This is a genomic window from Aquimarina algiphila, assembly GCF_947494415.1.
Taxonomy (GTDB): domain Bacteria; phylum Bacteroidota; class Bacteroidia; order Flavobacteriales; family Flavobacteriaceae; genus Aquimarina; species Aquimarina algiphila.
On record NZ_CANLVC010000003.1, the window covers coordinates 61639 to 88625 of the forward strand.

Sequence of the window (26987 nt, forward strand, 5' to 3'; positions counted from 1 at the left end):
TCATGATAAAAAAAATTATTCAAGTCTTTGCTATTTCATTAGTTGTTTTTAGTTGTCAGAATGACAAAAAGCAAGACCCTTTTGAAATCACTACTAATAGAATAGGACTATTAACTAATGAAATACAAGTTAAAGAGTTGGACTCTATTTTTGCAAAAGACTCTATTGCAAAAAGAACTCCAGGAGATCAGTCTATCGGTTATGCAAACGAAATAGAAATCTATGAAAAAGGAGGTACTAAACTCTTAATTCTGGAAACTGATGAAAAATCAAGTCCTAGTTCTATTATCAAAAGTATTGAAATAATTGACCCGAGATATAAAACCCCAGCTGGGTTATCTTCTAATGGAGTTTTTAAGGACATTAAGGATCATTATAAAGTCTCAAAAATCAATAACACATTAAGCACTGCTGTGATATTTGTAGATAGTATTCAGGCATATTTTACTATAGATAAAAAAGAATTACCTCAAAAGTTTCGTGGCACCACAGATATCGAAATAAAAGAAGCAGATATACCTGATTCTTCAAAAATCAAGAATTTCTGGATAAGTTGGGATAACAATTAAAGGATAGAAGAATGCAAAAAAAATATAGTATCCAAAAATCACCATTTGTTGTACCTACTACTGATGGAAAATTAATTGAGGAACATTTTGGTAATGCAACAGATCAAAACTCTCAAATTAGCATTGCCCATATGATTGCTCCTCCTCATTGGAGTGAACCTTTTCAAACACCCGAATTTGATGAATACACCTATATTATAAAAGGCAAAAAACAATTTACAATCGAAGGAGAAAAAATAATATTAGAATCCGGACAATCTATAAAGATTAAAAAAAACACAAGGATTCAATACGCTAACCCTTTTGATGAAGAATGTGAGTATCTTGCCATTTGTCTTCCGGCATTTACAATGGAAGCTGTACATCGCGAAGATGAATGAAAGAAAAATTTAAAAAATACCTTCCGCTACTTATTGGAAAACAACTCCAACTCCTGTTCTTTTTTAATCCAAAAAAAGCTATTCACAAAGCGTATATCCTATTTTGCACTCCCAGAAAAGGAAAAGTTTTACCAGAACAAGAGTACTTTTTAGAAGAAGCAGAAGATGAGGTCGTAGTAGTTGATGACACCTATATCCAAACCTATAGATGGTCTAATCTTGGAGAAACCATATTGATGGTTCATGGGTGGGAAAGTAATACACATCGTTGGAAAACACTTATTCTAAAATTACAGGAAGAAGGTTACAATGTCGTTGCCTTTGATGCACCAGCACACGGAAATTCTTCTGGTAAATTATTAAATGTACCACTATATACAGAATGCCTTCAAAAGATTATAGAATTATATCGCCCCAATCATATTTTAGGCCATTCTGTAGGAGGAATGACAACCATATTTCAGCAATATCTGTATCCAGATCAGGAAATAGAAAAATTAATTGTACTTGCCCCTCCATCAGAGTTATCCAGAATTATGCAAGATTATCAAAAAATATTAAGGCTCTCTTCTAAGTTTATGACTGCCCTAAATCAATATTTTAAGGATAAACACGGTTACTATTTTGAAGAATTTTCTGCTTCTGATTTTGCAAAAAGCTTAAAAGCTCCAGGTTTGCTTATTCATGACATCAATGATCAAATTGCACCATATACAGAAGCTCAAAGTATTAATAAAAACTGGAATGGAGTTCAATTTATCTCTACAGAAGATTTTGGTCATTCGTTATTCTTTGATGAAGTAGACACTATGATTATTGACTTTTTAAAAGTCTAAGTTTTAATAAATTTAATAGTATAGCTATATTGTCTTCCTACTTGTTCTATACCTTCCTACTCGTTCATATTTGCTATTAAAATAAACAATTATAAAAATATCTTTTTCAAAAGAACATTTCCCTAATTGATATCTATTGTTCACTCATTATTGTTTTCTTCAAAACTATCTTCAATATAGATTTACAATAAATTGAAATCATGAAAAATATAATTTATATCTTATTAGTCTTCTCTAGTTCTTTTGTAACAGCTCAAATCAGAGGAAATGCAACAATTATTTCCAGGCAAAATGTAATGGTTCCTGCAGAATTAGCAAATGCTGATATTTACGGAGGTCAAATACAGCAATTCAGGCAAAAAAACCTAGTACCAAACCCTATAATAACAATCGACACCAAAGTATTAAACAATATCGTTGCTGATTCTTATACTGCGATTTTTAACATCGTGCAAATTGGAAAAACTTCACAAGAAACTAATACACTTATGAAAGAGAGAGTCGCAAAAGTAAAAAAGGAACTACAAAGTAAAGGTGTTTTAGGAGAAGATGTTATTATCGATGTAATATCATTTGTTCCTATATATGAAACGGTTGTAGAAAAAAAACTATTCAGCAAAAAATACAATGAAGTACCTAAAGGTTTTGAATTACAACAAAACCTTCATATAAAATTCACTAATGTAAATCAGTTTGAAAAAATACTTTCTGCCTGTGCAAATAATGAGATTTACAATCTTGTCAAAGTAGATTACTTTATAAATGATATCCAAGCCGTATACAAACAACTACGAGCAGAAATTCTGAAAACTTTAAAAGAAAAACAACAATTTTATACAGATTTAGGTTTTGACTTAACATCATATGAACCAATAATTGCAGACACCAAGTATTGCCATTTCCCCAAGGAGTTTTATAAGAATTATCAGGCTTTTAATAGCACTTCTTTAGAAACATTTAATAAAAAACAAGGAATTGTAACAGCAAAAAAACAAACTACATACTATTATGATCCTATCACATATAAAGATTATGATATGGTCATAAATTCTTCAATAGTAGAACCTGTTATACAAATAGGTATGGAAATAAAACTACAATATACTCCAAAACCAAAGGAACAAAAGTCAGTCGAGAAAGAAATTATAAAACCAAAATACTTTTTAATTTCACCAGATGGAAATGTTAACATCAAAGAATTACAATTGAACTAATAGCATCATGATTTTATGACAACCATCATCTTTAAATACTATCTTTGTATATTATTTAAATTATATGTCTGAAAAAACGTTCACAAGACTTAATAAATATCTTAGCGAGGCAGGGTATTGCTCTCGTCGCGAGGCAGATAAGCTAATAGATCAAAAAAGAGTAACCATTAATGGAGAAGTTCCTTTAATGGGAACCAAAGTTTCATCAGATGATATCGTGCATGTTGATGGAGAATTAATTAATGGTCCCAAGGAAAAACATGTTTATCTCGCTTTTAATAAACCCGTAGGTATTGTTTGTACTACATCGCAGGAAGAAAAAGATAATATTATTGATTATATTAATTACCCCAAACGTATTTTCCCAATAGGAAGATTGGATAAACCTAGTGAAGGCCTCATCTTTTTAACTAGTGATGGAGATATTGTGAATAAAATTCTTAGGGCTAGAAATAATCATGAAAAAGAATATCTGGTCACTGTAAATAAGTTGATCAGTCCAGAATTTATAAAAAGAATGGGGAACGGAATTCCAATTCTTAATACAGTAACCCGAAAGTGCGAAGTAGAACAGATTAATAAATATGATTTTAGAATTGTATTAACACAAGGACTTAATCGGCAGATTCGTAGAATGTGTGAATATTTAGGGTATGATGTAGTACGGCTAAAACGAATTCGGATTATGAACGTAATGTTGGATATTCCTGTTGGAGAATGGAGAGATTTAACCGAAGAAGAGTTACGTATCATTAATACCGATGTAGGGGATTCTAGCAAAACAGAAGAGGCTTCAGTGATAAAAGAATCAAAACCATCACGTCACAATAATCAGTCAAAACAAAATTTCAGAAATAATTCCAAAAGAAAAACATTTCCTGAAAAAGATACTTCTAAACCAAGAAGCAGAAGACGTAGAGATCGAAGAAATTAAATCTTATTATTGTTGTTAATTATATCCTAATTTCGTCTTCTTAAAGTTTATCACTTTCTCAAAATAAGTAAATTACCTTACTAATCAATCTATAAACCAAATGGTAAGGTCTGTTTTCTTTCTGTTTTTTTTATTTAACATCACCGCATGGGGTCAAACTGAATATGAACCTTCTGAAGCATATCCCTTTGGACAACCTAATCCAAATGCTCCTAAAGAAATTCTGGATTTTGCTCCTCTTATCGGGTTATGTGACTGCTTATCCCAAACTCGCAATCAAGATCAAACATGGGCAGAGCCCGTTAAAATGACCTGGGAATTTAAATATATCATGAACGGAATGGCGGTTCAGGATCAAACCAATAAAGCAGATGGTAAGCATTCTGGAAGTATCCGGCAGTTTATTGCGGATAGTAGTAAATGGTACGTACATTATTACTCCTCTGCAAAACCTACGACCGTTTTATCTGTCTGGGAAGGAAATAAAAAAGAAGGGAAAATTGTTTTATATAAAAAACAAAAAGCTCCCAATGGTATAGATGGCTTCTATAAACTTAGCTTTTATGATATTAATAATGATAGCTATAAGTGGATAGGTGAATGGGTAGACACAAAAGAAACTATTTCTTTTCCAACATGGAAAATTGACTGTAAAAAAAGAAAAAATACTCAAAAACTTTCTGATGAAGAACAAATTAAAGCCGCGGCAAAAGCGTTTTCTGCATCCTACCTAAAAAAAGATTACGAAGCTTTAGCAAAAGCCTATACCAATAATGGCAAAATTTTCCCTACAAATGCTCCTATCATAGAAGGATATGAAGCCATTAAAAAACGATGGTCAGGATCATCAGGATATACTCCTATAGAACATGAGATCATCCCTGAGGAAATTGTAATTCTTGGTGATACAGCCCATGATTATGGAATATATAAGGGGAAGAATAAAAATGATGATGGTACCGAAATATCATATAAAGGAAAATACGTAGTCATCTGGAAAAAAAGAAACAACGAATGGAAAATGTATCTGGATATATGGAACAGAATAAAAGATTAATCAGAATTCATTTTTTTAATAAATACTTACTAATTCTACCTTTACAATGAGCATATTATCTCCATTTCATCTTGCAATTCCGGTACATGATTTACAAGCAGCCAGAAATTTTTACAATACCATTCTAGAACTTGAAGAAGGTCGAAGTAGTGATCATTGGGTAGATTTTAATTTTTTTGGTCACCAACTCGTGATTCATTATAAACCCAAACTCAGTTCTGAAGATAACTATAGTAACCCTGTAGATGGTAAAGATGTTCCTGTTCCCCATTTTGGAATTATTCTCGAGTGGGAAACCTGGGAAAGTCTCGCAGAAAAACTTATCGAAAAAAAAGTGCAATTTGTAATTGAGCCTTATATTAGATTTAAAGGAGAAACTGGAGAACAAGCTACAATGTTTTTTTATGACCCCTGTGGCAATGCTTTAGAATTTAAATCTTTTAAAGACAGTTCCTTAATATTCCAAAAATAATCTATTAAACGAATAACAAAAAAATCCGTTTAACATAAAATTATGAGTTTTTGGACTTTTTTAGTATATTGATGATAATTCTTAATATAAAAACAACACTAATATAGACTATAAAATACTCTCCATCTATGAAAAATACAAGTTTAATAATCTATACACTATCATTACTATTTGCTGTTAGTTGTGGCGTCCCTCAAGAGGAATTTGATAGACTAAAGAAGGAAAACGAAAATTTAAAACAAAAGATTGCAGAATGCCAACTCACACCCCATCAAATTCTTGAGCAAGCAAATGAATATTATGACAATTTGGATTATACCAAAAGTAGAGATCGATTAAAAGCTTTGGTTGAAAAATTTCCTAATTCGAGTGAAGGTAAAAAAGGTAAAAAATTATTAAAAAAAGTAGAAAAAGAAATTCTTGCAAATGCTGAAGCTTTAGAAAAAGAAGATCAGAAAGAAGGCAATAATGAAGCCTACCAAAAGGCACTTTCTAATATGAAAAAGAAATATGATGTAGCTAATGAAGTAACTTGGTATTCTGATAATTCTTCTACTCAATCAAATGATAAGAGTTACATTCAGACATATATTGGTAAAAAAGAAAAGCGCAAACCTTGGTTAGGGTTATCTATAAATCATTTTACCAAAAAAGATTGGTTATTCATACAACGAATGGAAATAGATGTGGACGGGAAAACTTTTGAAATAGAAGAGGCTACTCCAGGAGAATTTAATTCAAAAGAAGAATCTGGCGGAAAAAGAGAGTGGTTAGATCGAGTAATTAAAGAATTGGATATGCCAATGATTAAAGCTATTGCTTCTAGTAAAGTAGCTAAGATAAAATTTGTTGGTAAAGACGATTTAAACACAAAAACGATAAGTAAAGCTGAAAAAAAAGCAATACAAAATGTTCTTGATGCATATAATGCCTTATTAAATGTAAAATAATCTTTTTCCTTAGACAATCGTTAAAAGTTTAGTTTTTCTGTAATTACAGGTACTTTGTTAAAGGTTTACTAAGAAATTCTCACTATATTCCGCCCCCGGAATAAATAGAAAAAGAAAGATGGATTTTACTAGCCCCTTGGTCTACGGAGTACCTTGTTTTTTAGGTCTAATTTTATTGGAATTAACCTATAGCAAAACTCATGACCATAAGAATTTATACAATTGGAAAGATTTAACAGCAAGTCTCACTATGGGTGTTGGATCTGCTATATTAGGTCCTCTGATCAAAACCGTTTTTTCAATTGTCCTTTTTCATTTTGTTTATGAGTTTTTCAATCCCGAAATCGACGGAGTCCGAACTAACATTATGGGATGGAAATCTTTTGGATATGCATGGTATGTTTGGCTTCTATGTCAGCTTGCTGATGATTATACATATTATTGGTTCCATCGACAAAATCACATGGTAAGGGCTTTATGGGCAGCACATATTGTACATCATTCCTCTGATAACTTTAACCTTGGTACCGCAGTACGTAATGGATGGTTTACTCTTTTATATAAACCCCTATTCTATATGTGGATGCCTGCGATAGGTTTCCCTCCAGAAATGGTAGTGGTATGCCTAGGAATTGAAGCATTATGGCAATTTCAACTTCATTCTGTCTATATTCCAAAAATGGGTTTTATAGAAACAATATTTAATACGCATACCATGCATCAGGTACATCATGCCAAAAATGTAGAATACATGGATAAAAATCATGGTGGATTTTTAAATATTTTTGATAGAATATTTGGTACCTGGAAACCATTAGATGAAAATATTGAAATACAATATGGTGTTACTCATGCCCCAAACTCATATAATCCCTGGGTAATCCTTACTCATGAATATAAAGACATTTGGAATGATACCAAAAAATCCAAAAACTGGTATCACAAATTCATGTACATATTTGGCCCTCCTGGATGGAGTCATGATGGAAGTACACTTACCGTAAAACAAATGCAAAGAGAACTTAAAAAACAAAAAGCGTTATAAAAATAACTATATTTAAAGTTCTCAAGAATACTTACAATTATAGTTATGAATTTTCAGCCTATTATAGATGAGCAGCGTCGTTTTTTTGATACGAATACTACGAAAGATATTCAATTTAGAATCAATGAATTAAAACGATTAAAAAATGTTTTAAAGAAAAATGAAGCATTGCTTTATTCATCTATTTACAAAGATTTCAAAAAATCTAAATTTGAAACTTATGTGACTGAGCTATCTATAATTTATCATGAAATTGATCTTGCTTTAGTAAACGTTAGGAAATGGGCAAAAAAAAAGAAAGCTTCTACAGGATTAACTAATCTTCCTGGAAAAAGTTATATCATACCAGAACCATATGGTACTGTACTAGTCATTGGAGCATGGAATTACCCATACCAATTGTCTCTTTGTCCTGCCATAGCAGCAATTGCTGCCGGTTGTACTGTTATTCTTAAACCTAGTGAACTTCCGTCCAATACTGCGGCTGCAATGGCTCAACTTATTAATCAGAATTTTGATCCTTCTTTTTTTAAAGTAATAGAAGGCGGAGTGCAACAAACAACCGAATTATTACAAATTAGATTCGACAAAATATTCTTTACCGGAAGTTTACCTGTAGGAAAAATTGTGTATCAAGCAGCTGCAAAACATCTTACTCCTGTAACTTTAGAATTGGGAGGTAAAAGTCCAGCTATTATTACCAAAGATGTAAATATTAATATGACTGCAAAACGTTTGGTTTGGGCCAAATATTTAAACGCTGGGCAAACCTGTATCGCTCCAGATTATGTTCTTGTTGATTCTAGTATTCATGACTCCTTATTAACCGCAATGAAAGCGGAGATCGAAAAAGCAGCTTATCATGTTGATCACCATAACTATACTCAAATCATTAATGACAAAAATTTTGATCGACTTAAAGATTTAATAGATAAAGAAAAAATCTATGTTGGTGGAGAATGTAACACAGAAGAACGTGTTATATCGCCTACAATTATGAAAAACGTAGAATTCTCTGATAAAATAATGAAAGATGAAATTTTTGGACCTATTCTTCCTATACTATCTTTCAAAACCATAGAAGAAGCAATCGAAAAGGTAAAAACATTATCCAAGCCTCTTTCTTGTTATGTATTCACCAAAAATAAGACCATAAAAAATAAAATCCTAAATGAAATTTCTTTTGGAGGAGGAGCAGTAAATGATGCCGTAATGCATTTTACAGAGCAGTCACTTCCTTTTGGAGGAGTTGGTGATAGTGGAATTGGAAATTATCATGGAAAATATGGATTCGAAACATTCTCTCATTATAAAAGTATTCTGCAAAAACCATTTTGGATAGAACTCAATTTAAAATATTCTCCATATAGTGACAAAAAACTTAAATGGTTAAAACGAATTATTGGATAATACAACGTCAATAAAACGACTCACAATTATTTAACAAAATTAAAATCAAGCTTTTAAACTTTTGTTAAACATAGAATTTCTTAAAAACAAATAAAGAATAGAGGTCCAAAATATTGTATATTAGAATACACAATTCTGTATTTTTAATTTTTATTTTAACAATCTTATACTAAAAATTTACTTTGTTCTTTTATCATTCTGTATATCATTCAATTCTAACCTATTTTTCTTAAGATTTATCTAAAAAAATATAGAAATTTAATATTGAGTATCCACTTTTAAAACTTAAAACCATGAAAAAATTTGAGCAATTAAAGCAATCTAATTATCGCCGATTAGAACGTAAGGAGACCACTAGTATTATTGGAGGAACAAATTGTTTTGAAGTTAGAGATGCTTGTAGACAATCATGTGCCTCTCCATCGAGGCCAGAGTTTTTTGATTGTTTTATTCCATGTCTTGCTAATGCAGGGTGTTATGCTTAGATCCATACGTTTCTGAGGAATTATATAGTATCTCTGATCTGAAATAAAAAAAGAGTCATAGTTTTATGAAATTATGACTCCTTTTTTATTATTTTAACTTTAACTCTGTAATTTGAAGTCTTTAACCTCTAAGAGATTCAGTATATATTGTTCTACCTCTTCTGTATCCCAAATAGTTTCGATATTATTCATCTGCATGACTTTACTCATAATTTCTGCCTGCTGATCTCCAATCTTAAGAGCTTCTGCATATGGTCTATGACTAAATGTGACTCTGGAGTAAAGTGGCAACCATTTTTCTGGATATTTTTGAGAAAATCGCTTCTCAATTTTCTTTCGTAGAAGAAAATCCGGATCTGCCGTTTTACTACTCATTTCTATAAAATTGCGATATGACAGCTCTGCAATAGCATCGGCATTAGACTTTCGGGATTCTTGATAGGTTTCAAAAATATCTTGCCAATTGTCATCTCCCAATTCTTCTATAATATCATCTAAGACAGAAATATCCTCAAAACCAGCATTCATTCCTTGTCCATAAAAAGGAACAATTGCATGAGCCGAATCTCCTACCAAAGCGACTTTATCCCAATATGACCAAGGATAACATTTTGTAGTTACTAAGGCACTAGTTGGATTATTTCTAAAATCTTCTAATAATCCAGGCATCAAATCAAGAGTATCGGGAAAATTAATTTCCCAAAATTTCTTAACTTCATTATCATTGGTTAACATTTCGAAAGAGTCTTCTCCTTCATGTGGCATAAATAAAGTACATGTAAAACTACCATCCAAATTTGGTAAAGCGATGAGCATAAATTTACCTCGTGGCCATATATGAAGTGAATTTTTATCTAGTCTATGGGTTCCATCTAAATATGCGGGAATACCAAGTTCTTTATATCCTGTATCCAGAAATTTTTGAGAATAATTAAATCTACTTCTTCGTTGCATCTTATGTCTAACCCTGGAAAAAGCACCATCGCAACCAAAAACAATATCATATTGATATTCTTTCCATTCACTTTTTTCTGTTTCTCCAGTATAAATCTTTGCTTCGGGTAAATTTATATCCCAGACTTTCTCGTTAAACTTAAAAACCACTCCAGCATCTTCGGCAAGGGTAATCATTTTTCTATTTAAAATTCCTCGTGGAATAGAATAGATAGCTTCTCCATCATTACCATAATGTTGATGATAAATTGGCTCCCCTGTTAAATGCATTGTACGTTTATGCATTGGTATAGATAATTCTCTTACAGTATCGCCAATTCCAATTTTATCCAAAGTTTTCCATCCTCGTACTGACATAGCCAAATTAATAGAACGACCACTAAACTCTATAGTTCTTATATCAGGTCTTCTATCAAAAACTGTAACTTCATACTTGCGTTTTCTTAAGTATATAGCGAGTAATGAACCTACAAGTCCACTCCCTACTATTGCAATATTTTTTGTTTGCATACATTAATTGCTATTAACAACCGTTGGAATAGTACATACAATCCTGAAGAAGATTCGAGTTTTAATGCATCCAACAGGGTCTACTTTACTTTTATAAAAGTATATGCAAGCATCAAAACCTTCGGTAAATGTAACGATTATTAGTGAATTAAGGACATGATCATAAGGTATAAGTTACCAGATACCCTACTGTTCTTGCCATCAAAATTTACAACGTTGCCTTAATTTCAAAAATCAAAGGATATAATTTATCTTTTGTTACATACATTCCCTTTTCATTTTTAACCAAACCAGGAAATATTTCATAAGGTGATCCATCATGCTCATTTAAGGATTGGATAGTCAATCCTGCTTCAGAAAGAGAAGAGATTACCTCTCCCAATCCATGATTCCACCCAAATTCTTTACTAACCATTTTAGAATTCTCATCCGCATAAGTGCCTTGATATTCTTCATAAATAACCTCTTTTTGATGATAACCATATTTCATAACAGGTTTTTCCTCTAAGTAATCAAACATCCATACAATAGGGTGAAATTCTACCATATAAAAAGTTCCTCCAGGTTTTAGACGTTCGGCAATCATTTTACCCCAGGGTTTCAAATCCGGCAACCAACCTATAACACCATAACTTGTAAAAACAATGTCAAATTTATCCTTAATATATAAAGAAGTATCCAGTACGTTACAACTCACAAATTCTGCATTAAGATTTAACTCAGAATTTAAGTTCTTTGCCAATTCTATTCCTTTTTCGGATAAATCAATACCAGTACATTTTGCCCCCATCCTACTCCAACTAAGGGTATCTTGACCAAAATGACATTGAAGATGTAATAAAGATTTTCCCGACACATCTCCTAATGCTTCTATTTCATAATATTGTAATGAAGTTTTTCCATTTTTGAAATCCTCGATATTATAAAAATCACTTGCAGCATGAACAGCCACTTTTTCATTCCATGTCTGTTTATTGGTTTCAAAATATTCATCGAATTCTTTAGACATTACTTATGAGTTTAATTAGATTTGAATGGTAATTTTATTTCTTTATAAATATAATGAATCACTATACATTACAAAATCTTACAGAAATGCCTTCTCGGCATAGAGCTAACCTTATAAATAGTTGTACAGGTTATAAATCATGCAATTTAATTGCTACCAAAGGCAAAAACCAAATCACGAATGTGGCAATTTTTAATTCTATTGTGCATATCGGAAGTAATCCTCCAATGTTAGGTTTTATACTTAGGCCAACAACTGTTCCTAGAAACACATATAGAAACTTAAAAGAAAGTGGTTTTTTTACAGTGAATCAAGTGCAACAGGATATCATTGCTGATGCGCACCATACTTCTGCCAAATATGACGAAAGTATTTCTGAATTTGACAAAACAAACCTTGACCCTGTATATCTTGACAATTTTTATGCTCCTTATGTAAAAGACAGCCCTATACAACTAGGATGTAAGTATGTTAATGAATATTTCATAAAAGAAAATGATACTATTCTAATCATAGGTGCTATTGAGCATATTTATCTTAATGAAGATATCATACATCCTGATGGATGGGTTCAATTAGATAAAGCTAAAACCGTATCTTGCATTGGACTAGATGGATATGCTTTACCAAAGCTATTAGAACGTTTTCAATATGCCAAACCAGATCAAGAAACAAAATCGCTACATATTGAATCTAAAAATAAAGATTCTTAATTTTATAAAAACCTTAAGAATTAACCCTTTGACAAGTATTGCAAAGGGTTTTTTTATTGATTAATTTTAGAAAATGAAATTCACCACAAAGCATCTTCAACAAATTCCGGATTTTATACATGTTCCCCATAAACAATTACAATGGCTGATTGATAAATCTCAAACCGAAATCTTTAAAGCAGGTGAATATGTTTTTAAGAAAGGAGACCCTATTGATACGCTTTTAATTATGCTAAAAGGAAAAGTGGAAATCAAAATCGAACAAAATGGTAATTATAAATTTGTAGGGTTTATTGAAGAACATGGTATTGGTGGGCTACTTCCTTTTTCAAGAGCTAGTTCTGCTTTGGGATATGGAGAGGCTATTGAAGAAACTGAAATACTCGTTCTTAAAAAATCATTCTTTAAAGAAATGATTTCTGATCATTATGAACTTACAGAAAGCTTGGTTCATAATATGACCTCTCGAGTGCGAGAATTCACCAAAAACAATGTTCAATCAGAAAAAATGATGGCATTAGGTAAACTTTCTGCCGGGTTAGCTCATGAACTTAATAATCCTGCTTCTGCCATGTTACGAAGTGCCAAAGAACTAAAAAAGCATTTAAGTCATGTTCCAGAAAAATTTAAAAGAATTACTTCAATTAAAATTTCAGAAAAAGAAGTAGATGCCTTAAATACAATACTTTTTAACAAAATTAGTAATCGCCCTGAGAACAACATGAAACTAATAGAGCGTAATGAAAAAGAAGATCAATTAGAAGAATGGTTGGAAGATCATGGTGTAGAAAATGCGTTCGAATTAACTGAAACTCTGCTGGATTTTTGTATGGAGATCCCGGCAATGAAAGAGATTCATCAAATCACAGGTGATCATAATTTTCCGAATGCAATAGAATGGATAGAGAATGTTTTGACCACAGAAAAAATGGTCGATGAAATAGAAGAAGCGTCAGACAGAATTTCTAATCTCGTACAGTCCGTTAAGAGTTATACCCATATGGATCAAGCTCCAGAGAAAATTGCAACGAATATCCATACTGGTATAAAAAGTACGCTCACCATGTTAAATCATAAATTAAAAAAGAAAAACATACAATTAGAAAAAGACTTTCAAAAAGATCTCCCGCATCCAAAGATATTTGTAAGTGATATCAATCAGGTTTGGACTAACCTTATTGACAATGCCATTGATGCTATGGAACATTCTGGCACTTTGCATATTAAAACAAATCAAGACAATCGTTTTATAAAAATAGACATTACAGATGATGGTAAAGGAATTCCCGAGGAGCATCTTAGTAAGATTTTTGATCCCTTTTTTACTACCAAAAGCATAGGACAAGGCACAGGAATGGGCTTAGAAGTAGTACAACGAATTATTAATCAACATAATGGAGATATCAAAGTAAGCTCGCAACAAGGAACCACTACTTTTACCGTATGTTTACCCATTCAATAATCATATATAGATGAAAAAAATCACAGACATAAAAGGGGCTTTTACATTACATAACGGTGTAGAAATGCCTTATTTAGGATTAGGTGTTTATCTGGCGGATAATAACAACGAAGTCATTGATGCTATTCATTGGGCCCTAGATACGGGATATCGCCATATTGACACAGCAAGCATATATAAAAATGAAGAGGGTGTTGGTAAAGCAATACAAAGCTCTTCTGTTCCCAGAGAAGAAATCTTTGTCGTTAGTAAAGTATGGAATGCAGATCAAGGGTATGATACTACTCTAAAAGCTTTTGAAGAAAGCCTGGATAGATTACAATTAGATTACCTGGATCTTTATCTAATACACTGGCCTGTCAAGGATAAATATGTAGAAACCTGGAAAGCTCTTGAAAAGTTATATCAAGAAAAACGAATACGAGCTATTGGAGTCAGTAACTTTATGAAACATCATTTAGAAGATCTTATATCGAAGACTGAAATAGTACCTATGGTAAATCAAATGGAATTTCATCCGCACTTGATACAACAGGATTTAATTGATTTTTGTACGAAGACTCAAATCCAATACGAAGCATGGTCTCCAATGATGCAAGGGAAAATTTTTGAATTATCTATATTAGATGACTTGGCAAAAAAATATAACAAAACTGTTGCTCAAATTGTTTTAAGATGGAACCTTCAAAAAGGAGTGATTACTATTCCTAAATCGGTTAAGCAAAAACGAATCATCTCTAATGCTGCTCTTTTTGATTTTGAAATATCAAATACTGATATGAATTTTATCGATGCATTGGACAAAAACCAAAGAACCGGGCCGGATCCTGATAATTTTAATTTCTAAAAAAGTATAAAAGCATATGAAAAAGCCAATCATATTTGCACTAGATGATGATCCTCAAGTATTAAGAGCGGTTACGAGGGACCTTAAGTCAGAGTATCGTGCGACGTATCGAATTATGAGTACAGATTCGGCAAATGATGCTTTAGAAGCATTAGAAGATCTGAAAAAGAAAAATGAAACTATAGCGTTATTTTTAGTTGATCAAAGGATGCCCGAAATGTTAGGCGTGGAATTTTTGACCAAAGCCAAGAAATTTTATCCTAGCGCAAAAAAAGTATTACTTACAGCATATTCTGATACCGATGCTGCAATCAAAGCTATAAATGATGTGCAGTTAGACTATTATCTAACAAAACCCTGGAATCCTCCCGAAGAAAAACTATATCCAACACTTAATGATTTATTAGATGTTTGGCAGTTAGATTTTCAACCAGAATTTGAAGGAATTAAAGTTTTAGGGTATCAGTTTTCTCCAAAATCTCATGATATTAAAGATTTCTTATCTGCTAATTTATTTCCTTTTCAGTGGTTAGATGTAGAAACCAGTGATAAAGCCAAAGAAATTATAGAGCTTCATAAGCTCACAACTTCAGATTTGCCTGTTGTTTCATTAGCTGATGGAGAGTGTTATAAAAACCCCAATATTGTAGAACTTGCAACCGCTCTTGGGCTTAATGCACACCCAAAAGATACGCTTTATGATGTGGTTATTATTGGAGCAGGACCATCTGGCTTAGCCGCAGCTGTATATGGTGGCTCAGAAGGACTAAAAACATTATTAATTGAAAAACACGCACCAGGTGGACAGGCTGGCACCAGTTCTAGAATAGAGAACTATCTTGGATTTCCCAATGGATTAAGTGGACAGGAACTTACACATCGAGCCATTACACAGGCTAAACGATTTGGTATAGAATTCTTATCTCCGCAGGAAGTAACTTCTATTTCAGAAAAAGATGGATATAAAAACATAACATTGGGTAATGGACAATGTATTAGTACCAAAAGTGTAGTAATTACAACTGGAGTAAATTATAGAAAACTGGAAGCAAAAGGTATTGATGAATATACCGGAGCAGGAATCTATTATGGCTCATCAATGACCGAAGCCCAGGCCTGTAACAATAAAGAAGTTTTTATAGTAGGCGGAGGAAATTCTGCAGGGCAATCGGCGGTATATCTTTCTAAGTTTGCAAAGAATGTATACATAGCTGTCCGTAAAAAAGATTTAACAAGTAGTATGTCTAGCTATCTTATCGACCAAATTGATGCCATTGATAATATTACATTATTAGGTCATACTAATATTACAGAAGCTACAGGAACAGATGGAAGACTAACAGAGTTAGAGCTTTCAAACAGTGCAACTTCTGAAACAAAAAAGGTAAAAGCTGATGCTTTATTTATTTTTATTGGAGCTAGACCTTACACAGATTGGTTAGCATTAGATATTATCAAAAATGAAAGAGGATTTATTGAAACCGGTAGAGATCTTACTCGATATAACAACTTTAAACAAATCTGGAAAAAGAACAGAGAACCTTTTTTATTAGAAACATGTAACCCAGGCATATTTGCATCAGGAGATGTACGTGCAGGAGCTATGAATAGAGTCGCTTCTGCTGTTGGAGAAGGCGCAATGGCTATTAAATTTGTACATGAATACTTAGCAGAGATATGAAACTACGAACCAAAATATGTGAGCATCTAGAGGATTTTAATACAGCTAACATCAAAAAAGATGATCGTTATCAATGTGTAGAATGCATCAAGACAGGAGATAATTGGGTACATCTAAGAACTTGTCAAGAATGTGGAGTAACTCTTTGTTGTGATTCCTCCCCAAATAAACACGCAAGTCATCACTACCAGACATATAAAAATCATTCTGTTATCATCTCAGCAGAACCAAAAGAAAAATGGGCCTGGTGCTATGAGCATAAATCATTTTTGGAGTATGAATAGGAGAACCTATAGTCTTTAAATTACTATTAGGTATTAAAAGAACAAGTATCAACTGACCGCAAAAGATTAAATCAAATTTGGAAGATAATAACGTTAGATTAAGAGAACTTATAGTATCAGATAAACCAAAAGTAGCAAAGCTTATCAATAATAAAAAAATATGGGATAATGTAAGAGATTACATCCCTTATCCCTATGATCAAAATGATGCAGAAACATTTATATTAGGCACAAAAGAAAAGCTTCCAAGGCAAGCTTTAGCCATTGTATTTAATGACGAACTATGTGGTGTTATTAGTCTTATTGTTCAGGATGATATTTATAAACGATCTGCAGAAATTGGATATTGGATAGGAGAGCCATACTGGGGTAAGGGAATTGCAACTAAAGCGGTAGCCCTAATAACTCATTACGGATTCAAAAAATTAAATTTAATTAGAATTTATGCTGGGATTTTTGAATATAATACAGCTTCAATGCATGTACTTGAGAAAAATGGTTACAAAAAAGAAGCTATATTCCAAAAAGCAGTATTTAAGAATAATCAAATCTGGGATGAACATCGATACTTTATTCTAAATGAAAATGCTGTGAAAAAACACAATATGAGCTAAATCAATTATAAAAACAATACAGCAATCAAATGGGATATAAAATCTACAACGTAGAAGAATCAGAATATAAAGAGCTTGTTGATATTTGGGAAGCTTCGGTAAGAGCTACACATCATTTTTTAAAAGAAGAAGATATATTATATTTTAAACCATTGATCTTAAATGAATATCTCAAAGCTGTGAATCTAAAATGTGTTAGGAATAACGACATGAAAATAATCGGATTTCTGGGTGTTGATGAACAAAATCTCGAAATGTTGTTTATACATCCTAACTTCATAGGAAAAGGAGTAGGAAAAACTTTATTGCAATATGCTATCAAGAAATTAAATGTAACCAAGGTAGATGTAAACGAAGACAATCAACAAGCTCTCAAATTTTATGAACATCATGGGTTTAAAATCTTTGACCGATCTGCACTGGATGCTTCAGGTAAACCATATCCAATATTATATATGCAATTAGACACAATAAAGTAAAAATCAGTAATCCGTTCATTAATAAAAAAGATAAAAAATGTCAAAAAGGAAAAACATCGTTGCAATTAATGGCAGTGCAAGTGATAACTCTTCCAATTTAAAGTTGATTAAGCACGTTGCAGAATTAATGAAAAATGAGTTTAACTTTATCTTTTTTAATGATCTAACAAAATTACCACATTTTAAAACAGAACTGACAGATCATAATACGCCAGAACGTATAACCCAATTTAGAAATGTTATATCCAATGCTCACGGAATTTTAATCTGTACTCCAGAATATGTTTTTAGCATTCCAAGTCGTTTAAAAAATGCCATTGAATGGTGTATCTCCACAACCGCTTTCTCTAACAAACCTGTTGGACTTATTACTGCTTCTGCCAGTGGATTAAAAGGTCACGAAGAGCTTAAATTAATAATGGAGAGTATTGAAGCTATTTTTATTGACGACACCACTTTATTAATACAAGGAATTAAAGGCAAAATAGATCAGAAAGGGAACATTTTGGATGAAAAAACAAAAATCGAAATAGAAAATTTTGTAATTTCATTTCATGAGTTAATAGGAAACACAAATTCTTAACTTAATACCAATCAGAATATTCTTGTTAATCATTCTTTAAAAAGCATAACATGATACGCCCATATACCCTATCAGACAACGAAGAATTAATATCGATTTTTAAGCTTAATACACCTCAATATTTTGATCCAAAAGAAGTAGATGATTTTAAAAAATACCTACATCAATATGGACATACTTATCTAACCATAGAATATAAAAATAAGATTGTCGGAGGAGTTGGGTATTACATAAAAGAAAGTGACCATTCTGGACGAATTACATGGATATTTTTTCATCCTGATTATTCTGGACTAGGGTTAGGAAGAAAAGCGGTAGAATATGCAATAACTCAATTAAAATCTGATTCTACACTAAAAAAACTCGTAGTAACCACTTCTCAATTGGCCTATCGATTCTTTGAAAAGTTTGATTACAGACTTATTCAAATCGAAAATGATTACTGGGGAAAAGGGTTAGATTTATATTTGATGGAACGAGAGCTATAGCATTAAAAGTATGAGACCGTTACACATCATTTTTACTCTTTTATGGGCACTTTCAATTAATTCACAAACCGAAACTAAAAAAATATTGTTTTTGGGTAACAGCCTTACATATTCTAATAATCTCCCTAAGATCTTAGAATATATGGCAAAAAACTGCGACGAATCGATAAAAAGTACGACATTATGTTTTCCCAATTATGCTTTAGAAGACCATTGGATCGATGGTACTTTTCAAAAAATAATGAGCAAAAAATCTTTTGATTATGTCATTGCACAACAAGGTCCTTCTTCTCAACCTCTTGGAAAGAAAATGTTATTGACCTACGGAGCAAAAATCAAATCTGTCTGTCAAGAAAAAAATACAAAATTTGGCTTTTTTATGGTCTGGCCCTCCAAACAGCACTATTACACATTTGATGGAGTAATCGCTAATCATAAAGAGGCTGCAAAAGTTAATCAATCCCTCCTATTTCCAGTTGGAGTGCTCTGGAAGGAGTATGAGAAACATAACAATTTCCAAAATCTATACGACTATGATAATTTTCATCCTTCAACAGCTGGTAGTTTTTTGGCCGCATTAACTATTTTTCATGGGCTTTATCCAGACAAAAACCTTAGCAAACTACAATTTAAAAAGTATAAAAAGTGGGTAAAGGATAAAAAATCTTTCCATTTGATGATCAAATTAGTCAATCAATAAAATTATAGATACTTCCTTTTCACTGAAAACAGTATAACATACCTCATATTCAAGAAGTATATTTGACTATTTATATGTAATAAATTCATTATATGAAACTTATATCATTAGTATTCACTCTAATATTATGTCTACCTATGTCCAGAGATAGAAGAGTATCTGTATCATTACATGATATTCTACAACGTCCATCCACCATTGTAGTTAAAGTAAAAAAGAACAATCCATTCTCTGTACAACAAGAAGAAAAAGTTAAAAAAGGATTAATGTCCGGACCCAATTTTATACATCCCATACATCATTATAAAGTAGAAGAGATTTTATATAAAGGTAATGAAGCTAATCAAATTAATATAGGACAAGATATAAGTGTTCGTAGAGCGAATTTTCGCACTCATCTTAGAAGGCATAAAATGTATCATTTAAGAAAAATGAGGAAATCGATATATACCTATCATTATGAAAAAGAAATGGATATCACTACTGTAAATCAAGCTATTATTTATATAACCTATCAGGAAGAAGATAAAGTTTTTGAATACGTTGTACAAGGAGCCTATGATAGTATCGATAAAAAGGAAAATATTCTAAGTCTTTTACATACAATAAAGAATTAATTTTTTGCAAGAACAAGACAATAAGAAATGAAAAGTATTCTAATCATAATATGTATAACAACTAGTGTTTTTTGTTTTGGACAAACCTTTGAAATTACAAGCAAACAACTATCAAAAAATGAGGTCGATTCAATTTTCACAAATACCTTAAAAGATAAATTAAATATCGATTATGGTATTTTTCGTGTATACGAGTATCAGGACAAGTCTGGGATTTATATGATTGTAATGACTGAAAAAGAATACAAAATTGAAGGTAAAAAAAAATACTTTGATGCCATTAAAGCTTTCAATTTTAAAGTTGAAAATGGAAATTACACCCAACAATGGATGATACGAGATTTTTTCCTCGAAGACAACTATTCTGAAGAGTATTATATCTCTTTTTGGACAAAATATTTTGAAATAAAAGATTATGATGGAGATGGATTAGTAGATCCGATTCTTACTTATGGAACACTTGCAATGAATGAGTATGACGACGGAAGAATTAAAATACTTATTTTTTATAAAGGTAAGAAAAGAGCAATCCGACATAAAAATGGAGTACATGACGATGAGCGCAATACTCAGGTAGATAAAGAATTTTATGCCTTACCTATTCCTATTCAAAATAGAGCAACAAACATCATGGAGCTCATTACAAAAAATAATCATGGTATTTTTCCTTATGGATGGGAAACCGCTATAAAAAATAAAGAACTATGGTTTGATGAAAATTAGTATTATATTTTGACCTCAAAATATGTATTGAAACTTTTAAAGATAAACCACATACGAAATGAATAATTCACTTTTAAAGTTTCTTAATAATACAGGAACATATTCTGAAAAAGAAGTAGCACTTCTTAAAGAAGAACTTCAATTTCGAACTTTAAAAAAAGATGAAATATTATTAAAAAAAGGAGATGTTTGCTCATCCTTTTGTTTTATCATCACAGGAAGTTTTTATCAATATAATATAGATGCTAATCTCGATAAAAATATAATTGATTTGAATGTAGCGGATGATTGGGTTATTAATCACAAAAGCTTTACATCTCGAAAACCATCTCAATTTTTCATACAAGCCTTTGAAAATAGTTCTGTTTATGAAATTTCTATTGATGCTATTCATAAACTAATTGCAAAATCACAATCATTTCTTCAGATGGGTAAGATTTTAGAAGAAGCTACATCTCGTGTTGATCTTTTCGACAATTATTATACCCCTGATGAGAAATATCAATACATACTAAAAAACAAACCAGAATTAATTCAAAGGTTTCCACAAAAACTAATTGCTTCTTACCTTAAAATTACTCCTGAAACATTAAGCAGAGTTAGAAAACGGTTTTTAAAACCATAATTCATTTCTTGATTTCGATCAAGTGCTATTCCTTTAAAAACATTTGATATTTGACGTTCAAAATAAATATCAAGTCAATGAAACATCAATTTTACAAAAGCACAGGAATCTCTCTTATCACAGGTTCTATTTTAATTATCATAACGATGGTATTACATCCATCTGGAGGTAGTATAGAAAAAATTATTTCGATTTCAAACTCAATAACAATCACTCACTCATTAGCTATACTCAGTCTTCCTGTTATTTTATTTGGGTTTTATGGTCTTACACATAAACTTTTAAATCCGTGGAGGACATCAATACTGGCCTTTATCATTATGGTATTTGGTCTTATTGCTGCGATGTTTGCCGCTCTGGTTAATGGACTAACTCTCCCCTATTTTCTTGGTCAATATGCTGATAAAATCTCACAGAATTCTTCTGTTTTAAAACCTATAATGGCATATAGTTTTGCTATAAACAAGCCTTTAGATTATATATTTATTGTAGGGTGCTGTTTAGCAATAATGCTTTATTCATGGATAATTATTCGTTCACATAAGTTTCCAAAGTGGATTGGCTATTTTGGTGTTTTACTAATATTTTTATCTATTATTGGAGCCATTACAGGATTTGTCTTTACGAGTTTAATCGGTTTCAGAGTATTCGTTTTTAGTTTGGCAGGTTGGATACTGTCATCTGGCCTATCATTAACATTATCTAAAGAACACTAATATGAGTAAGAAAAAAATCAAACAAGCTTATGAAGAATTAGCTAAAAATTATAATGCTCTAATCGATCATAAACCGCATAATGCATATTATGACAGGCCAAATACACTTAGTTTACTTACTGATGTAAAAGGAAAATCAATTCTTGATGCTGCCTGCGGGCCAGGAAAATATACTCAAATATTAATATCAAAAGAGGCCAATGTAGTTGGATTTGATATAAGTCCTCAAATGATAAAATATGCCAAAGAAAGAAACCATAATTCTGCAACATTCTTTGTGCATGACCTAACAAAACCTCTTAAAACACTTAATGACGAGTCTTTTGATATTGTGTTATGTGCATTAGCTATGCATTATATTGAAGATTGGAATACAACCATCCAAGAATTTTATAGAGTTTTAAAACCAAATGGTCACTTAGTCATTTCTATTGAGCATCCTTTTTTTGAATATATTTATTTTAAATCAACAAGGTATTTTGATATTGAACCTGTACAATGCACATGGTCTGGTTTTGGCAACCCAATTGAAATTCATAGTTATAGACGATCTCTTCATGAATGTATTATGCCTTTAACCAATAATGGTTTTTATATTGACAAGTTAATTGAACCTAAACCTCTAAAAGAATTCGAAAAACTCGATCCAAAACATTATAAAGAGCTCAATGAATTCCCTGCTTTTATGTGCATTAGGGCCATCAAAAAACCGAAGACATAAATAATAGATAGTATACAAACATTGTAATAATTTTTTAAACGATAGTGGTTGGGGTGTATAACATCAACCATTTTTTGTCTATTGAACATAAAATTAGTTGTTGTATTTTAGAGCATACAAATATTTTGTACAAAAGCCATAGTAATATGAATACAACACTTTGGATTTCTTTTATCGGTACGGTCTTAATTATTGGAGTGACTCCAGGCCCAAGTGTTCTTTTGGCATCAGCAAATAGTATGAGCCATGGAGCACAAAAAACAACAGGTACTATATTGGGTGATTTATCTGCAAATGCTATACAAATAGTCTTATCGTCTTTAGGTTTAGCATCCATAGTAATTTCTTCAGGAGAAGTTTTTAGTCTTATAAAATGGGTAGGTGTTGGGTATTTAATCTATATGGGAGTGATGAAAATCATATCTGCTCCCAAATATGGAGAGTTTAAAAAAAACAATCAAAATAAAAGCTTTTTAAAACTATATAGTGAAGGTTTTTTTATGTCTGCTTCAAATCCAAAAGCAATTGTATTTTTTGCTGCTCTTTTTCCATTATTTATTGACCAAAACCTAGCATTTGCTCCTCAAGTTATTATTCTTGGAATCACGTATTTGATCATTGATGGAATTTGCTTATTTGTTTATGTCAAATTTGCATCAAGATTGAAGAAATATCTCGAAGATCAAGAGAAAATTCATTTACAGAATAAAATTATCGGAACACTACTAATATGTAGTGGTTTACTATTGTCTATGGTAAAACGTACAAACACTTAATTTGAAACTTCTAATCAAGAAAGAAAAATAAATTCACATCACTTAGCGCACTAAAAAATAACCGACAAGAAGCATGACAATTAAAACTCATTCTTTTTTAATACATTTATCTAATCTGAAAGGTTTATATTTTTCATATAAAACTATTATACTTAATTATTTATGAATACAAACAAACGTTTAAAAATTGGAGAAGGAAAAATAAGCGGTTATCTAGCCATCTTTTTGGCAATCATTTGTCTGGGAGCAACAATTTGCGCTTATTTTCCCGAGTATCTTACCACCAGTGAATTTAGAGAATTATATACCCCAAATTTTATTAAATGGGTATTTTTAAGTGTACTTGTACTTTCATTTTTATTCAGTCTAACTAGTTTTTTATTGAGTAAAAAAACCAAACTAGGTTTTCTTGCCATCATTATTTTAGCCATTGCCATTTTTTTAGCATCGGGACTTCCTGAAATTAAAGAAATAGAATCAAAATCATTTACAATAGGTCTAGATTGGTTATTACTGGATATCCTTCTTTCTGCCGTTATTTTCATTCCTATTGAATTATTTTTACCTAAGAGGTTAGAGCAGACAAAGTTTCATCCCGAATGGAGAACTGATCTTGTATATTTTGTAATTGGCCATCTACTGATTCAAGTCACAGGTGTTTTAGTACAATTACCTGCTGTTGTTGCCTTTTCTGGATTAGGTCTATCTGGTATTCATGAATGGGTACAGAGTATTTGGTTTTTACCACAATTATTATTGGCCCTTTTTGTATCAGATCTTTTTCAATGGTCTGGTCATTATTTCTTTCACAAAATTCCATTTTTATGGAGATTTCATGCTGTACATCATTCAACTAAAGATATTGATTGGTTAGCAGGCTCTCGAACTCACTTTGTTGATCTTATTGCTGTAAGAGCCGTTACATTTATACCTCTTTACATTTGTGGATTTAGTTCTTCTGTTTTTACAACATATATTGTAATAGCAGCAATTCAAGCCGTTTTAGCCCATTCGAATACAAGGATTAATTTTGGGTTTTTACGTTATGTTTTTGTAACTCCACAATATCATCATTGGCATCATTCTGATGATCCAAAAGCTTATGATAAAAATTTTGCTATTCATTTCCCCTTCATTGATATGATTTTTGGAACGTATTATCCTATGGGAAAAGAATGGCCAGAAGGTACTGGATTGGGTGATGTTCAATTTCCTAAAGGATTTATAAAACAATTTATTTTTCCTTTTTATAAAAATCCCGCTAATGATAACAATTTGGATAACCCTAGTGAACGTTAGAATAAAATGAAAATTTATTTGTGATTTAAAATCAAGAATTAAAAACGGTATTTTCACATATAAATTGGTATATATCATTATAAATAAAGCCCAATGGAACTAATCAGCAACCCTAAGGTCAATGACGTTTTTAATAATTACCCTACATCAGTACAACAACAATTACTTTATCTAAGAGAATTGATTTTAAAGACAGCATCCAATATTGAAGGACTTAATACACTTGAAGAAACTCTTAAATGGGGTGAACCCAGTTATCTTACTAAACATGGAAGCACTTTAAGAATAGATTGGAAATCTAAAAACCCCGAACAATATGCCATATATTTTAAATGCACTTCAAAACTAGTTCCCACTTTCAAAACAATTTATAAAGGTGTTTTTGAATTTGAAAACAACAGAGCTATTGTGTTTAAACTAAAACACACAATACCAGAGCAAGAATTAAAGCAGTGTATTGCAATGGCATTGACATATCATAAAATAAAACATCTCCCGCTATTGGGCGCATAATAATGAGTCATTTCTTTCTAAAAGCTACCCACAACATACACAAACTAATTCACCCAGCGACCTGTAGCATATAACCTGAAAGCAATCCAGGCACCAACAACCATTTCTAACCAGCTTAAAGGAAGAGTAATTAGCAGAATATTCCAATCAGATAAACCCATATTTGCAGTTGCAACCCAAAAAATCACAAACACAGCCAACCATACTATGGTACCGGCAATCAAAACAGATTTTAAAGTATTCTCAAATGTTTGTGTATAAAGCCAAAATGTAAATACCAAAACGGCAGTCAAGAGCGTATCCCATAACCCCCAAATTGAAAAAATACCGACATCCATTTCTGCAATACCAGCTTTGTTTTCAAAAAATGATTTTATTCTGGACATAACTAAAACGAAGTATCGAAATACTTCAGAAGCATTTATCCAAATACTTGTTATCAACGTAATAATGATGAATTGTTTTAGGTTAAAATTAGTGTTACTCACTTCAATTAATATTTAATGTTTGTTTAATTTCTTCTAATATGGCTTGAGGAGTTGGAAAATCTGGAGTTGAACGATAAATGGCAACTGATTTTTCTAAAACACCTATCTTCTGTACCAAATCAATACTGCGATTTGAACTTTTTGCAAACCTCAGATCTTTAGGATTAATCATATTTTTGTCTATTAAAAAATCTATTTTCTTTTTGCAACGACAAGGATTATCAGGATTTGCCAAACCACATTTATTGTTCATGAAATTTCTGATTTTAGCTCTTGACCTAGATAATTTTTTTCTAAAATTTTCGGCTGTAATTGCAACTATTGCTGAGCCTTCAATACTATTAAACTCAAGAATATCTGACAATATGTAAACAATCCTATCCAACTCATTCAGGCACAAAAGAAGTCCTTGTGTACAACTCACTTTAACCTCTTCTTCCAACAGTAAAAGTTCACCATCGTTTTTAGAATATTTAACGATATCAGACTGCCCCAAATCGATTAAATCAGAATAGTCTTCGAATGGCATTGCAAATTCTCTCGCCTGTTTTCCTTTGTAGGATAGTAAATAATTGGTAGCCACTCTGTACACCCAAGTTCTAAATTGACTTTTATGGTTAAAAGTACTTAAATGAGTTACTATTTTGATTAGTATTTCTTGTGTGGCATCTTTTGCATCTTCTGGAAATAGTAACATTTTCAAAGAAAGATTATAAACCAAATCTTTAACCTCAATAATAACCGATTCAAGTGCTTTTCTATCACCCAAATTAGCTTTTTCAATACGTTTTTTTAGATGTTCATTCATATCTTCTATAAGTTAGACATTCAAA

General features: G+C 31.6%; 33 protein-coding genes. 29 read left to right on the plus strand and 4 right to left on the minus strand.

What is annotated here, in order from left to right; genetic code table 11:
• Nucleotides 1–2: 2 nt before the first annotated feature.
• The 11 genes from PQF96_RS06125 (at nt 3) to PQF96_RS06175 (ending at nt 9352) form a co-directional block, all read left to right on the plus strand.
• Nucleotides 3–569, plus strand: a complete 567-nt coding sequence (locus tag PQF96_RS06125) for a hypothetical protein (RefSeq protein ID WP_109434873.1) — start codon at nt 3–5, stop codon at nt 567–569.
• Between the two features lie 11 nt (nt 570–580).
• Nucleotides 581–949 carry a cupin domain-containing protein gene (locus tag PQF96_RS06130; RefSeq protein WP_271765431.1) on the plus strand — a complete coding sequence of 123 codons (369 nt, stop codon included), beginning with the start codon at nt 581–583 and terminating at the stop codon, nt 947–949.
• Nucleotides 946–1785: an alpha/beta hydrolase gene (locus tag PQF96_RS06135; RefSeq protein ID WP_271765432.1), complete on the plus strand. Its 840-nt coding sequence runs from the start codon at nt 946–948 to the stop codon at nt 1783–1785. Before PQF96_RS06130 ends, PQF96_RS06135 begins: the two co-directional genes overlap by 4 nt.
• A 200-nt stretch (nt 1786–1985) precedes the next feature.
• Nucleotides 1986–2999 (plus strand): SIMPL domain-containing protein, encoded by a 1014-nt coding sequence (locus PQF96_RS06140; protein ID WP_271765433.1) that lies wholly within the window; start codon nt 1986–1988, stop codon nt 2997–2999.
• A gap of 64 nt (nt 3000–3063) precedes the next feature.
• Nucleotides 3064–3933 (plus strand): 23S rRNA pseudouridine(2604) synthase RluF, encoded by an 870-nt coding sequence (gene rluF, locus PQF96_RS06145; protein WP_271765434.1) that lies wholly within the window; start codon nt 3064–3066, stop codon nt 3931–3933.
• A gap of 100 nt (nt 3934–4033) precedes the next feature.
• On the plus strand, nt 4034–4990 hold the full coding sequence (locus PQF96_RS06150; protein WP_271765435.1) for a YybH family protein: 957 nt from the start codon (nt 4034–4036) through the stop codon (nt 4988–4990).
• A 46-nt stretch (nt 4991–5036) separates the two neighbouring features.
• Nucleotides 5037–5462: a VOC family protein gene (locus PQF96_RS06155; RefSeq protein ID WP_109434786.1), complete on the plus strand. Its 426-nt coding sequence runs from the start codon at nt 5037–5039 to the stop codon at nt 5460–5462.
• 128 nt (nt 5463–5590) lie between these two features.
• Nucleotides 5591–6412 (plus strand): hypothetical protein, encoded by an 822-nt coding sequence (locus tag PQF96_RS06160; protein ID WP_109434785.1) that lies wholly within the window; start codon nt 5591–5593, stop codon nt 6410–6412.
• Between the two features lie 118 nt (nt 6413–6530).
• Nucleotides 6531–7457, plus strand: coding sequence for a sterol desaturase family protein (locus PQF96_RS06165; RefSeq protein ID WP_143916453.1), 927 nt, complete (start codon nt 6531–6533; stop codon nt 7455–7457).
• A 45-nt stretch (nt 7458–7502) separates the two neighbouring features.
• A complete protein-coding gene (locus tag PQF96_RS06170) occupies nt 7503–8867 on the plus strand; it encodes an aldehyde dehydrogenase (protein WP_271765436.1) in 1365 nt (454 codons plus the stop codon).
• Between the two features lie 293 nt (nt 8868–9160).
• Nucleotides 9161–9352 carry a hypothetical protein gene (locus PQF96_RS06175; protein ID WP_109434782.1) on the plus strand — a complete coding sequence of 64 codons (192 nt, stop codon included), beginning with the start codon at nt 9161–9163 and terminating at the stop codon, nt 9350–9352.
• A gap of 99 nt (nt 9353–9451) precedes the next feature.
• Here the strand turns inward: PQF96_RS06175 and PQF96_RS06180 are convergent, their stop codons facing one another.
• Together PQF96_RS06180 and PQF96_RS06185 are read right to left on the minus strand one after the other, a co-directional pair.
• On the minus strand, nt 9452–10816 hold the full coding sequence (locus PQF96_RS06180) for an FAD-dependent oxidoreductase (protein WP_109434781.1): 1365 nt from the start codon (nt 10814–10816) through the stop codon (nt 9452–9454).
• A 208-nt stretch (nt 10817–11024) separates the two neighbouring features.
• Nucleotides 11025–11825: a class I SAM-dependent methyltransferase gene (locus PQF96_RS06185; protein WP_271765437.1), complete on the minus strand. Its 801-nt coding sequence runs from the start codon at nt 11823–11825 to the stop codon at nt 11025–11027.
• A 53-nt stretch (nt 11826–11878) separates the two neighbouring features.
• Between PQF96_RS06185 and PQF96_RS06190 the strand changes: the two genes are divergently transcribed.
• The 18 genes from PQF96_RS06190 (at nt 11879) to PQF96_RS06275 (ending at nt 25666) form a co-directional block, all read left to right on the plus strand.
• Complete coding sequence (locus PQF96_RS06190; protein WP_271765438.1) at nt 11879–12538, plus strand: flavin reductase family protein; 660 nt, start codon at nt 11879–11881, stop codon at nt 12536–12538.
• A gap of 73 nt (nt 12539–12611) precedes the next feature.
• Nucleotides 12612–14000 (plus strand): ATP-binding protein, encoded by a 1389-nt coding sequence (locus PQF96_RS06195; protein WP_109434778.1) that lies wholly within the window; start codon nt 12612–12614, stop codon nt 13998–14000.
• A gap of 10 nt (nt 14001–14010) precedes the next feature.
• Nucleotides 14011–14847 (plus strand): aldo/keto reductase, encoded by an 837-nt coding sequence (locus PQF96_RS06200; RefSeq protein ID WP_271765439.1) that lies wholly within the window; start codon nt 14011–14013, stop codon nt 14845–14847.
• 16 nt (nt 14848–14863) lie between these two features.
• Nucleotides 14864–16528 carry a response regulator gene (locus PQF96_RS06205; protein WP_271765440.1) on the plus strand — a complete coding sequence of 555 codons (1665 nt, stop codon included), beginning with the start codon at nt 14864–14866 and terminating at the stop codon, nt 16526–16528.
• Nucleotides 16525–16812 carry a UBP-type zinc finger domain-containing protein gene (locus tag PQF96_RS06210; RefSeq protein WP_109434775.1) on the plus strand — a complete coding sequence of 96 codons (288 nt, stop codon included), beginning with the start codon at nt 16525–16527 and terminating at the stop codon, nt 16810–16812. Before PQF96_RS06205 ends, PQF96_RS06210 begins: the two co-directional genes overlap by 4 nt.
• A gap of 77 nt (nt 16813–16889) precedes the next feature.
• Complete coding sequence (locus PQF96_RS06215; RefSeq protein ID WP_271765441.1) at nt 16890–17426, plus strand: GNAT family N-acetyltransferase; 537 nt, start codon at nt 16890–16892, stop codon at nt 17424–17426.
• Between the two features lie 29 nt (nt 17427–17455).
• A complete protein-coding gene (locus PQF96_RS06220; protein WP_271765442.1) occupies nt 17456–17905 on the plus strand; it encodes a GNAT family N-acetyltransferase in 450 nt (149 codons plus the stop codon).
• A 37-nt stretch (nt 17906–17942) separates the two neighbouring features.
• Nucleotides 17943–18488 carry an NADPH-dependent FMN reductase gene (locus PQF96_RS06225; protein WP_109434772.1) on the plus strand — a complete coding sequence of 182 codons (546 nt, stop codon included), beginning with the start codon at nt 17943–17945 and terminating at the stop codon, nt 18486–18488.
• A 50-nt stretch (nt 18489–18538) separates the two neighbouring features.
• Nucleotides 18539–18976: a GNAT family N-acetyltransferase gene (locus tag PQF96_RS06230; RefSeq protein WP_271765443.1), complete on the plus strand. Its 438-nt coding sequence runs from the start codon at nt 18539–18541 to the stop codon at nt 18974–18976.
• A gap of 10 nt (nt 18977–18986) precedes the next feature.
• Entirely contained in the window at nt 18987–19676 is a 690-nt protein-coding gene (locus PQF96_RS06235) for an SGNH/GDSL hydrolase family protein (protein ID WP_143916463.1), read from the plus strand.
• 92 nt (nt 19677–19768) lie between these two features.
• On the plus strand, nt 19769–20293 hold the full coding sequence (locus tag PQF96_RS06240) for a hypothetical protein (protein ID WP_143916464.1): 525 nt from the start codon (nt 19769–19771) through the stop codon (nt 20291–20293).
• Nucleotides 20294–20320: 27 nt separating this feature from the next.
• Nucleotides 20321–21016, plus strand: coding sequence for a M949_RS01915 family surface polysaccharide biosynthesis protein (locus PQF96_RS06245; RefSeq protein ID WP_271765444.1), 696 nt, complete (start codon nt 20321–20323; stop codon nt 21014–21016).
• Between the two features lie 58 nt (nt 21017–21074).
• On the plus strand, nt 21075–21641 hold the full coding sequence (locus PQF96_RS06250; protein WP_271765445.1) for a Crp/Fnr family transcriptional regulator: 567 nt from the start codon (nt 21075–21077) through the stop codon (nt 21639–21641).
• Between the two features lie 77 nt (nt 21642–21718).
• Complete coding sequence (locus PQF96_RS06255) at nt 21719–22357, plus strand: hypothetical protein (protein ID WP_271765446.1); 639 nt, start codon at nt 21719–21721, stop codon at nt 22355–22357.
• Nucleotide 22358: 1 nt separating this feature from the next.
• Nucleotides 22359–23078 (plus strand): class I SAM-dependent methyltransferase, encoded by a 720-nt coding sequence (locus PQF96_RS06260; protein ID WP_271765447.1) that lies wholly within the window; start codon nt 22359–22361, stop codon nt 23076–23078.
• A 146-nt stretch (nt 23079–23224) separates the two neighbouring features.
• Nucleotides 23225–23854, plus strand: a complete 630-nt coding sequence (locus PQF96_RS06265; protein ID WP_271765448.1) for a LysE family translocator — start codon at nt 23225–23227, stop codon at nt 23852–23854.
• A gap of 162 nt (nt 23855–24016) precedes the next feature.
• On the plus strand, nt 24017–25153 hold the full coding sequence (locus PQF96_RS06270; protein ID WP_109434764.1) for a sterol desaturase family protein: 1137 nt from the start codon (nt 24017–24019) through the stop codon (nt 25151–25153).
• A 93-nt stretch (nt 25154–25246) separates the two neighbouring features.
• A complete protein-coding gene (locus tag PQF96_RS06275; protein ID WP_271765449.1) occupies nt 25247–25666 on the plus strand; it encodes a DUF1801 domain-containing protein in 420 nt (139 codons plus the stop codon).
• Nucleotides 25667–25710: 44 nt separating this feature from the next.
• On the opposite strand, the gene PQF96_RS06280 is transcribed toward PQF96_RS06275, so the two are convergent.
• Nucleotides 25711–26154, minus strand: coding sequence for a hypothetical protein (locus PQF96_RS06280; RefSeq protein ID WP_109434762.1), 444 nt, complete (start codon nt 26152–26154; stop codon nt 25711–25713).
• Nucleotide 26155: 1 nt separating this feature from the next.
• A complete protein-coding gene (locus PQF96_RS06285) occupies nt 26156–26962 on the minus strand; it encodes an RNA polymerase sigma factor (RefSeq protein WP_109434761.1) in 807 nt (268 codons plus the stop codon).
• Between the last annotated feature and the right edge of the window lie 25 nt (nt 26963–26987).

What these genes read in the sequence shown, in the direction of transcription:
- PQF96_RS06125 (WP_109434873.1), top strand. Translation starts at nt 3, where the DNA reads ATGATAAAAAAAATTATTCAAGTCTTTGCTATTTCATTAGTTGTTTTT.
- PQF96_RS06130 (WP_271765431.1), top strand. Translation starts at nt 581, where the DNA reads ATGCAAAAAAAATATAGTATCCAAAAATCACCATTTGTTGTACCTACT.
- PQF96_RS06135 (WP_271765432.1), top strand. Translation starts at nt 946, where the DNA reads ATGAAAGAAAAATTTAAAAAATACCTTCCGCTACTTATTGGAAAACAA.
- PQF96_RS06140 (WP_271765433.1), top strand. Translation starts at nt 1,986, where the DNA reads ATGAAAAATATAATTTATATCTTATTAGTCTTCTCTAGTTCTTTTGTA.
- rluF (WP_271765434.1), top strand. Translation starts at nt 3,064, where the DNA reads ATGTCTGAAAAAACGTTCACAAGACTTAATAAATATCTTAGCGAGGCA.
- PQF96_RS06150 (WP_271765435.1), top strand. Translation starts at nt 4,034, where the DNA reads ATGGTAAGGTCTGTTTTCTTTCTGTTTTTTTTATTTAACATCACCGCA.
- PQF96_RS06155 (WP_109434786.1), top strand. Translation starts at nt 5,037, where the DNA reads ATGAGCATATTATCTCCATTTCATCTTGCAATTCCGGTACATGATTTA.
- PQF96_RS06160 (WP_109434785.1), top strand. Translation starts at nt 5,591, where the DNA reads ATGAAAAATACAAGTTTAATAATCTATACACTATCATTACTATTTGCT.
- PQF96_RS06165 (WP_143916453.1), top strand. Translation starts at nt 6,531, where the DNA reads ATGGATTTTACTAGCCCCTTGGTCTACGGAGTACCTTGTTTTTTAGGT.
- PQF96_RS06170 (WP_271765436.1), top strand. Translation starts at nt 7,503, where the DNA reads ATGAATTTTCAGCCTATTATAGATGAGCAGCGTCGTTTTTTTGATACG.
- PQF96_RS06175 (WP_109434782.1), top strand. Translation starts at nt 9,161, where the DNA reads ATGAAAAAATTTGAGCAATTAAAGCAATCTAATTATCGCCGATTAGAA.
- PQF96_RS06180 (WP_109434781.1), bottom strand. Translation starts at nt 10,816, where the DNA reads ATGCAAACAAAAAATATTGCAATAGTAGGGAGTGGACTTGTAGGTTCA.
- PQF96_RS06185 (WP_271765437.1), bottom strand. Translation starts at nt 11,825, where the DNA reads ATGTCTAAAGAATTCGATGAATATTTTGAAACCAATAAACAGACATGG.
- PQF96_RS06190 (WP_271765438.1), top strand. Translation starts at nt 11,879, where the DNA reads ATGAATCACTATACATTACAAAATCTTACAGAAATGCCTTCTCGGCAT.
- PQF96_RS06195 (WP_109434778.1), top strand. Translation starts at nt 12,612, where the DNA reads ATGAAATTCACCACAAAGCATCTTCAACAAATTCCGGATTTTATACAT.
- PQF96_RS06200 (WP_271765439.1), top strand. Translation starts at nt 14,011, where the DNA reads ATGAAAAAAATCACAGACATAAAAGGGGCTTTTACATTACATAACGGT.
- PQF96_RS06205 (WP_271765440.1), top strand. Translation starts at nt 14,864, where the DNA reads ATGAAAAAGCCAATCATATTTGCACTAGATGATGATCCTCAAGTATTA.
- PQF96_RS06210 (WP_109434775.1), top strand. Translation starts at nt 16,525, where the DNA reads ATGAAACTACGAACCAAAATATGTGAGCATCTAGAGGATTTTAATACA.
- PQF96_RS06220 (WP_271765442.1), top strand. Translation starts at nt 17,456, where the DNA reads ATGGGATATAAAATCTACAACGTAGAAGAATCAGAATATAAAGAGCTT.
- PQF96_RS06225 (WP_109434772.1), top strand. Translation starts at nt 17,943, where the DNA reads ATGTCAAAAAGGAAAAACATCGTTGCAATTAATGGCAGTGCAAGTGAT.
- PQF96_RS06230 (WP_271765443.1), top strand. Translation starts at nt 18,539, where the DNA reads ATGATACGCCCATATACCCTATCAGACAACGAAGAATTAATATCGATT.
- PQF96_RS06235 (WP_143916463.1), top strand. Translation starts at nt 18,987, where the DNA reads ATGAGACCGTTACACATCATTTTTACTCTTTTATGGGCACTTTCAATT.
- PQF96_RS06240 (WP_143916464.1), top strand. Translation starts at nt 19,769, where the DNA reads ATGAAACTTATATCATTAGTATTCACTCTAATATTATGTCTACCTATG.
- PQF96_RS06245 (WP_271765444.1), top strand. Translation starts at nt 20,321, where the DNA reads ATGAAAAGTATTCTAATCATAATATGTATAACAACTAGTGTTTTTTGT.
- PQF96_RS06250 (WP_271765445.1), top strand. Translation starts at nt 21,075, where the DNA reads ATGAATAATTCACTTTTAAAGTTTCTTAATAATACAGGAACATATTCT.
- PQF96_RS06255 (WP_271765446.1), top strand. Translation starts at nt 21,719, where the DNA reads ATGAAACATCAATTTTACAAAAGCACAGGAATCTCTCTTATCACAGGT.
- PQF96_RS06260 (WP_271765447.1), top strand. Translation starts at nt 22,359, where the DNA reads ATGAGTAAGAAAAAAATCAAACAAGCTTATGAAGAATTAGCTAAAAAT.
- PQF96_RS06265 (WP_271765448.1), top strand. Translation starts at nt 23,225, where the DNA reads ATGAATACAACACTTTGGATTTCTTTTATCGGTACGGTCTTAATTATT.
- PQF96_RS06270 (WP_109434764.1), top strand. Translation starts at nt 24,017, where the DNA reads ATGAATACAAACAAACGTTTAAAAATTGGAGAAGGAAAAATAAGCGGT.
- PQF96_RS06275 (WP_271765449.1), top strand. Translation starts at nt 25,247, where the DNA reads ATGGAACTAATCAGCAACCCTAAGGTCAATGACGTTTTTAATAATTAC.
- PQF96_RS06285 (WP_109434761.1), bottom strand. Translation starts at nt 26,962, where the DNA reads ATGAATGAACATCTAAAAAAACGTATTGAAAAAGCTAATTTGGGTGAT.